The 6,612-nt window shown below is 39.1% G+C and carries 7 protein-coding genes; all 7 read left to right on the top strand.

The window, feature by feature from the left end; translation table 11 throughout:
- The first annotated feature begins 44 nt into the window (after positions 1-44).
- Positions 45-1,226 carry a methyl-accepting chemotaxis protein gene (locus ACSHXM_RS20335; RefSeq protein WP_435691969.1) on the top strand — a complete coding sequence of 394 codons (1,182 nt, stop codon included), beginning with the start codon at positions 45-47 and terminating at the stop codon, positions 1,224-1,226.
- A gap of 28 nt (positions 1,227-1,254) precedes the next feature.
- Complete coding sequence (locus ACSHXM_RS20330; RefSeq protein ID WP_435691967.1) at positions 1,255-1,542, top strand: STAS domain-containing protein; 288 nt, start codon at positions 1,255-1,257, stop codon at positions 1,540-1,542.
- 12 nt (positions 1,543-1,554) lie between these two features.
- Entirely contained in the window at positions 1,555-3,222 is a 1,668-nt protein-coding gene (locus tag ACSHXM_RS20325) for a SpoIIE family protein phosphatase (RefSeq protein WP_435691965.1), read from the top strand.
- Between the two features lie 7 nt (positions 3,223-3,229).
- Positions 3,230-3,595: a response regulator gene (locus ACSHXM_RS20320; protein WP_435691963.1), complete on the top strand. Its 366-nt coding sequence runs from the start codon at positions 3,230-3,232 to the stop codon at positions 3,593-3,595.
- An 18-nt stretch (positions 3,596-3,613) separates the two neighbouring features.
- Positions 3,614-5,677, top strand: coding sequence for a chemotaxis protein CheA (locus tag ACSHXM_RS20315; RefSeq protein WP_435691961.1), 2,064 nt, complete (start codon positions 3,614-3,616; stop codon positions 5,675-5,677).
- Positions 5,674-6,192, top strand: a complete 519-nt coding sequence (locus tag ACSHXM_RS20310; RefSeq protein ID WP_435691959.1) for a chemotaxis protein CheW — start codon at positions 5,674-5,676, stop codon at positions 6,190-6,192. The genes ACSHXM_RS20315 and ACSHXM_RS20310 overlap by 4 nt, the downstream gene beginning before the upstream one ends.
- Before the next feature lie 87 nt (positions 6,193-6,279).
- Positions 6,280-6,612: hypothetical protein (locus ACSHXM_RS20305; RefSeq protein ID WP_435691957.1), on the top strand; the 333-nt coding region annotated here is incomplete at its 3' end.

The following is a 6,612-nucleotide window of genomic DNA, read 5'->3' as shown; positions in this document are numbered from 1 at the left end:
CAGATAACAAGTTTAGTGCATTTAAAATTTGGTACTGGAATTAGATGGATTTAAAAAGATTTAACTTCAAAAATTCGTTTTTGCAATGGATATTATTGGTTGTCATATTGGCTTTAAGTATTTATCTTGGCTATTTAGGACAGCCTATCATGGCCAGTCTACTAGCTTGTATCTTGAGCATAATAGTTGTTTCCTATCAACAAACTCCAAATGTTGTTCAGGACGATTTATCTTCATCAGAGTCACCTTCCCTTAATCAATTACAGACCTCTCACGAATTACGTGATTTAGTGAATGAACTTGCCCCCACCATAGAAGAATGTGGTGAAAACTTGCAAAGCGTGTTGTCTACTCAGTCAGATGCCATAGACACTTTAAGTAGCTCTTTTTCTCAGTTGCAGAATTTAGTGGTTAGACAAAGTGATTGTATAGAACATTTGATTAAGGAAGAAGATGAGGTAGATGAAGAGAATGAATTTCATAGTAATAAAATGCGTAATTTTGCCATCAATACCGATGGGACTTTAGACCGTTTTATTAACACTACGGTCGAAATGTCTGCCAAATTAATGGGATTATTGGAAAAAGTAAATGCCATCTCTGAGCTTATGCCTGATGTAATGAAAGCATTAAGTGATATTGATTCTATTTCTTCACAAACCAATTTGTTGGCGTTAAACGCTGCGATTGAAGCCGCAAGAGCGGGGGAAAAAGGGCGTGGTTTTGCTGTGGTAGCTGATGAAGTTAGAAACTTATCTACTCGTTCAGCAGAATTCAGTGAATCGATCCAAAAACAATTAACCCAAATCGGCCTGAAGGTTGAGGACTTAACTGAAGAAGTTGGAGAAGCCGCGTCGCAAGATGTGTCGTATGTCATTGAAGCAAAAAAAGAAATTCACGCAGCTTTGACTAGTATTATTGCAAAAGCCGAAGCTGACTCTAAAGTGACTCACGAATTAGACGGGATTGCTAAAGAATTAGAAGACGCCTTAAATAATTCCATTCGAGGTTTACAGTTTGGCGACATCAACGGTCAAAACATTGCTTATACCTATGAGTTGCTAATCTTTATCGCTAATAATATTAAAAATTTAGATTCTACTAACTTTGCACAATTAATTGCCGAGTTGAGAGAGTACTTAACGAAAACTCGCGTCAACAAAGTAGGCCAGCATAACCCAGTTTCTAGCACCTCTATGGAAGCTGGAGAGATTGAGTTGTTTTAACAATTAAACACTGAGAGATATTGAAAATATGGCGGATACCAAAGTTTTGTCTTTACCCGAGCGTTTTGATTTTAGTTACAACAAAACATTTTCACAGCAGTATCAAGCTATATTTAATGCACCAGAGGGGATTGTTAAAATCGTCTTAGATTTTAGCCGAGTCTTATATTTAGATAGTTCAGCGTTAGGAATGATGGTTTTGTTACAAAAAAAGGCTAAAACGGCCAAAATTAATGTGGCTATAAGAGGTGCTAAAAGTACTGCTGAAGATATTCTGAAAGTAGCAAACTTTAATAAATTATATGATTTCGAATAGTCTCCTTATTTAGTGCCAGAGGAAATTAATATCAACCTTCTAATCGTTGACGACGACCTTATTTTTAACCAACTGGTTCATTCATTTGTTTCTTCTCAGGGAGTAAACGCTGAATCAGTATACTCTGTTGCGGAGGCAAGAGAGTATCTGCAATCGCATAAGCCTGATTTTATTATCTTGGATTACATGCTTAAAGATGGCATGGGAGTAGAGTTGATGGAGGATATCAAGTATCTTAAATTGACTATGCCAGTCATGATGGTGACGGGGGAAGAAGACCAAGAAACTATGCGTGAATGTTTTGAGCTTGGTGTTGACGATTATTTATTAAAGCCCCTCAATTTTGAATTGCTCTGGTTAAAACTGCAAAGATTATATTCAGCTCATCAATTACAGCTCAAAGTTGCTCAACAAGCCACAACAGTACAAAGTTTACTTGATGAGAAAGAAGACGAAGAACAATTAGCTCGCCATGTATATGAACATATGGTTAATCAAGAGTTTAATGCTGATCATTTTGTTCATTCACTATTAAAATCCTCTTCGGCGTTTAATGGTGACACTTTTATTGTTTGTAAAGCACCCACTGGCAATATTTGTATGATTTTGTTGGATGCTACCGGGCATGGATTAGCCGCGGCTATTAGTATCTTACCAGTGGCTTCTCTTTTTCAAAGTTTAGTGGCAAGAGGTTTAGAGTTATCTAGTATTCTATTTGAACTCAATTATAAGTTAGGAACGAGTATTCCAGACGATCGATTCGTAGCGGCTATCGCCATTGAGTTTGATGCGAGTAACTCTCGATTAAATATATGGAATGGCGGGATGCCGGAAGTATTGATGATGGATAATAAAGGGGTGTTGGTTGGTGAAAGCCGTTCGACTAATTTACCTCTTGGTATATTAGATAAAGATGATTTTGATGCGAGTGTTCAGTCTTACGAAGTGAGCCGTGGGGGACACTTGGTTTTTTGTAGTGATGGACTGTTAGAACAAGAAAACGCAGAAAAACAAGATTATGGAATGCCTAAACTTAAAGCTTTACTGGCAGAAAGTACTCCAGAAAATTTTATTCACGATATAGAGGCAAGTTTTGCTGAATTTCTAGGTGAAGAAATACAATTAGATGATGTGTCAATTTGCCATTTAGACATTAATCAATTATTGAATAAAAGTTATAACGAGTCACAAGTTCAAACAACTAAAAATGGCCATGTTCAACTAAATTTAAATATACATGGGGCTCTTCTTGAACATTTTGATGTAATGGGAAATATTCAGTCGTTTATGAAAGAAGCTGATGTTCCTATAGAGTTACAGCAAAAAACGTTTACTGTATGTACAGAGTTGATAGTCAATGCTATTGAACATGGTGTACTAAAGCTAGAGTCATCAATGAAAGAACAAGAGAATGGTTTTGCGCAGTTTTATGAACTACGAGAAGCTAGAATGCAGGCATTAACCCCAGGTGACGGTATAAAAGTAGCAATGATTTATGATTCTCAGAAAGTGGAGGTCTCGTTTCGAGTCTGGGATTCGGGGGATGGTTATGATATTGGCAAAGCAACGTCAGGCTCTAATTCAGAGTTATCTGGTAGAGGTGTTGCATTGATTCATCGCTTGTCCTCAAAAATTCATTATGCAAAAGATAAAAATCAAACTTCAGTAATTATTAAATGAGTAAATTATGAGTAAGAGTATTTTAATAGTAGATGATTCACCTTCTATCCGACAGATGGTTGAAGTGACACTAAAATCCACAAATCACGATGTGACGACGGCCAAAGATGGACAAGAAGCTTTGGAAATGTGCAACCGCAGTAGTTATGACTTTGTACTGACAGATCAAAATATGCCTCGAATGGATGGTATCACTCTGATTAAGTCATTACGTGCTATGCCTTCTTATCGCTCTGTTCCGATTATTGTATTGACGACAGAGGCTGGTGATGGAATGAAAGCACAAGGAAGAGCAGCTGGCGCTACAGGTTGGATGGTTAAACCATTTGATCCAAATAAGTTACTTCAAGTCGTTAAAAAAGTACTCGGTTAATAGGGTTAGGAGACGTATATGTCAATTGATATGGAGCAATTTCATGGTGTGTTTTTTGATGAAAGTCAGGAGCACCTAGATGAAATGGAACATCAATTGATGGACTTGAATCTTGAGGAGCCTGATGCTGAGCAACTGAATAGTATATTTCGTGCGGCTCACTCGATAAAAGGTGGCAGTGGTATTTTTGGGTTTGACGCCTTAACAGGTGTGACCCATGTCATGGAAAATCTACTGGATATGGCACGTCAAGGTTCCATGACACTCACGACACCAGTAGTAGATTTATTTTTAAAAACAGTCGACACCTTAAAAGTAATCTTAGATAACTACCGTAACGATGAAGAAATCGATCAGTCATTGGCTGACTCAACCGTATTGCAATTGGAAGCAGTGTTGGCGGATGGAGATTCTGAGCCAAGTGCCGGTGGGCTGGGTGAAAGTGACGCGGCTGCAGCCCATGAAGAAGAGCAAGAACAAGGGTTTGGGTTTTTCGATGACGCTGATACCAAACCAGCATCATTAGAGGCAAATACTGCTTCTGAAGATGAAGACGGTTTTGGTTTCTTTGAGCCTTTAACAGCTCAAGAAGAAAAAGAAACAGCTCAACAAGTTGAAGATGAGCAGGGATTTGGCTTTTTCGAACCTCTTGCTGAAGGAAGCCAATCAGTCACAGAAGAACAAGAAAATATTGATGGGTTCGGCTTCTTTGAGCCGATTGAAGAAAGCGCAATCTCCGCACCAATTAGTGAAGAAAAGAGCGTCACTCCTGACGTTGTGTCTAGCTCAACAAAACCTGTTTCAGTTCCTAAAGTTGAATCGCCACCTAAATCTAAGCCTAAATCAAAACCTAAAACATCAGCGGCTAAAAAGCCCTCGGGGAAAAGTGGTGCGACTGAATCTTCGTCGATACGTGTAGACACAAATAAAATAGACTCGCTGGTTAATTTGGTGGGTGAGTTAGTCATAACACAATCAATGTTGGCCATGATTGGCTCCGAAGTACAGGGGGAGGCTGAAGAAAAGCTCCAATCTGCATTGACTGAACTACAACGTAATACCCGCGAAATTCAAGAGTCAGTCATGTCCATGCGTATGTTACCTATGCATGTCACCTTTAATCGTTTTCCTCGTGTGGTAAGAGACTTATCCACCAAGCTTGGTAAGAAAGTAGACCTACAAATTGAAGGGGGAAATACTGAGATTGATAAGGGCATGATTGAAAAATTAGTTGACCCTCTTACCCATTTGGTGCGTAACAGTATCGATCATGGTGTTGAAACTATTGAAAAGCGCTTGGCTGCCGGCAAGCCTGAAACAGGGGTTGTGATCTTAAGGGCAGAGCAAAAGGGAAGCAGCATACTTATTAGTATTATTGACGACGGAGCGGGTCTTAACCGTCAGCGTATCTTAGACAAGGCGATTGAAAATGGCCTGAATGTTGATGTAAACATGCCAGATGAACAGGTCTGGAAACTGATATTTGAAGCTGGGTTTTCAACTGCCGCTGAAGTGACCGACGTATCTGGACGTGGAGTCGGCATGGACGTAGTTAGACGTAATATCGAAGCAATAGGTGGCCGTATTGAAATTGAATCTCATCAAGGTTTCGGCTCAGAGTTCCATATTCATCTGCCTTTAACGTTAGCGATTGTCGATGGCATGTGTGTAGAGGTTGGGGAACAGGTTTTTGTGGTGCCTTTAGTCAATATCATTGAGTCTATTCAACCGAATGAAGACCAAATAAAGATGATTTCCAACGACAAGCTTTTATGGATTCGCGAGCAGTATTGGCCTGTTATTGATTTATACAAAACCATGCAAATTGACAATGCTATTACGGATCCTACAAAAGGTATTGTGGTGTTGTTAGAGAGCAGTAAAAAACGATTTGGTTTATTAATTGACGGATTATTAGGACAGCAACAAGTGGTGATAAAAAGTTTAGAACAACATTATAAGCGTGTCTCAGGCGTAGCGGGCGCAACTATAATGGGTGATGGCGGGGTAGCCCTAATTCTAGATGTTGAATCATTAGCTGCCAGTGTGAAAATTCCAATTCCGGAGGCTGAAGTATTATGACAAGTTTGCGAGCGGGTCAGGAGCAAGAGTTACTAACTCATGCTGATTCTAGAGAGTTCCTGAGCTTTGTTTTAGGAGATGAACATTATGCGCTGGATATCATGTCTGTAAAGGAAATTCGGGGCTACGAACCAGTGACTAAAATTGCTAATGCTCCTCCGTTTCTTAAAGGTGTGATTAATTTGCGTGGTGACATAGTGCCTATAGTGGACTTACGTCTAAAATTTGATGTGGGTGAAGCAACCTACAACGAATTCACTATAGTGATTATGCTTAATGTCGCCGAAAGGATAGTTGGCATCGTGGTGGATGGCGTTTCAGATGTTATCCGTTTAACCGATGAAGAAGTCAGGCCGGCACCTGAATTTGGTGTGGCATTTGATAGCCGATACTTACTTGGCTTGGCACCAATCGATGAACAAATGGTGATATTGGTTAATATTGAACGACTTATTACAAGTGATGAACTCGGTGTGTTTGATAGGCAAAACACCGTGAGTGATGCAGCAGATTAAGTTTTAAATTTAGAAAGCAATATAAGTAAATTTATTTGAGATTAATTTCTCTTGTTACCGGCAAAATAATTGGAAAGGGCTTTATCCATGAATATGACTCTGAAGAAACAGCTTGGTTTAATGGCAGCTATTTCAGTGATTACAGTTTTATTGTTATCAGTGATTGGTTATTTAAACAGTAATAGTGGCAGTATTGGCAGTGAAAAATACAATAAGATTATATATGCCAATGAATTAACCGCTGACATTTTGCCTCCACCCATGTACTTGGTGGAGATGATGATGGAAGTTGAGCAACTTGGCCAATCAGGGGCTGATAAAGACAAAGAGTTAGTAAAGGATATTGAGCGCCTAATAACTGATTTTAAAACCAGAGAGCAGCGTTGGATTAGCACAAAGGATTTGTCTTCAGACCTAAAT

Origin of the sequence: Paraglaciecola sp. (genome assembly GCF_051252315.1) — a bacterium.
Taxonomy (GTDB): Bacteria; Pseudomonadota; Gammaproteobacteria; order Enterobacterales; family Alteromonadaceae; genus Paraglaciecola.
The sequence above is the reverse complement of the archived record's forward strand: the minus strand, read 5'-3'. Positions and strand labels throughout refer to the sequence as shown.

Excerpts from the sequence above, each read along its gene's own strand:
- ACSHXM_RS20315 (WP_435691961.1), top strand. The coding sequence starts at position 3,614 with ATGTCAATTGATATGGAGCAATTTCATGGTGTGTTTTTTGATGAAAGT.
- ACSHXM_RS20335 (WP_435691969.1), top strand. The coding sequence starts at position 45 with ATGGATTTAAAAAGATTTAACTTCAAAAATTCGTTTTTGCAATGGATA.
- ACSHXM_RS20320 (WP_435691963.1), top strand. The coding sequence starts at position 3,230 with ATGAGTAAGAGTATTTTAATAGTAGATGATTCACCTTCTATCCGACAG.
- ACSHXM_RS20330 (WP_435691967.1), top strand. The coding sequence starts at position 1,255 with ATGGCGGATACCAAAGTTTTGTCTTTACCCGAGCGTTTTGATTTTAGT.
- ACSHXM_RS20310 (WP_435691959.1), top strand. The coding sequence starts at position 5,674 with ATGACAAGTTTGCGAGCGGGTCAGGAGCAAGAGTTACTAACTCATGCT.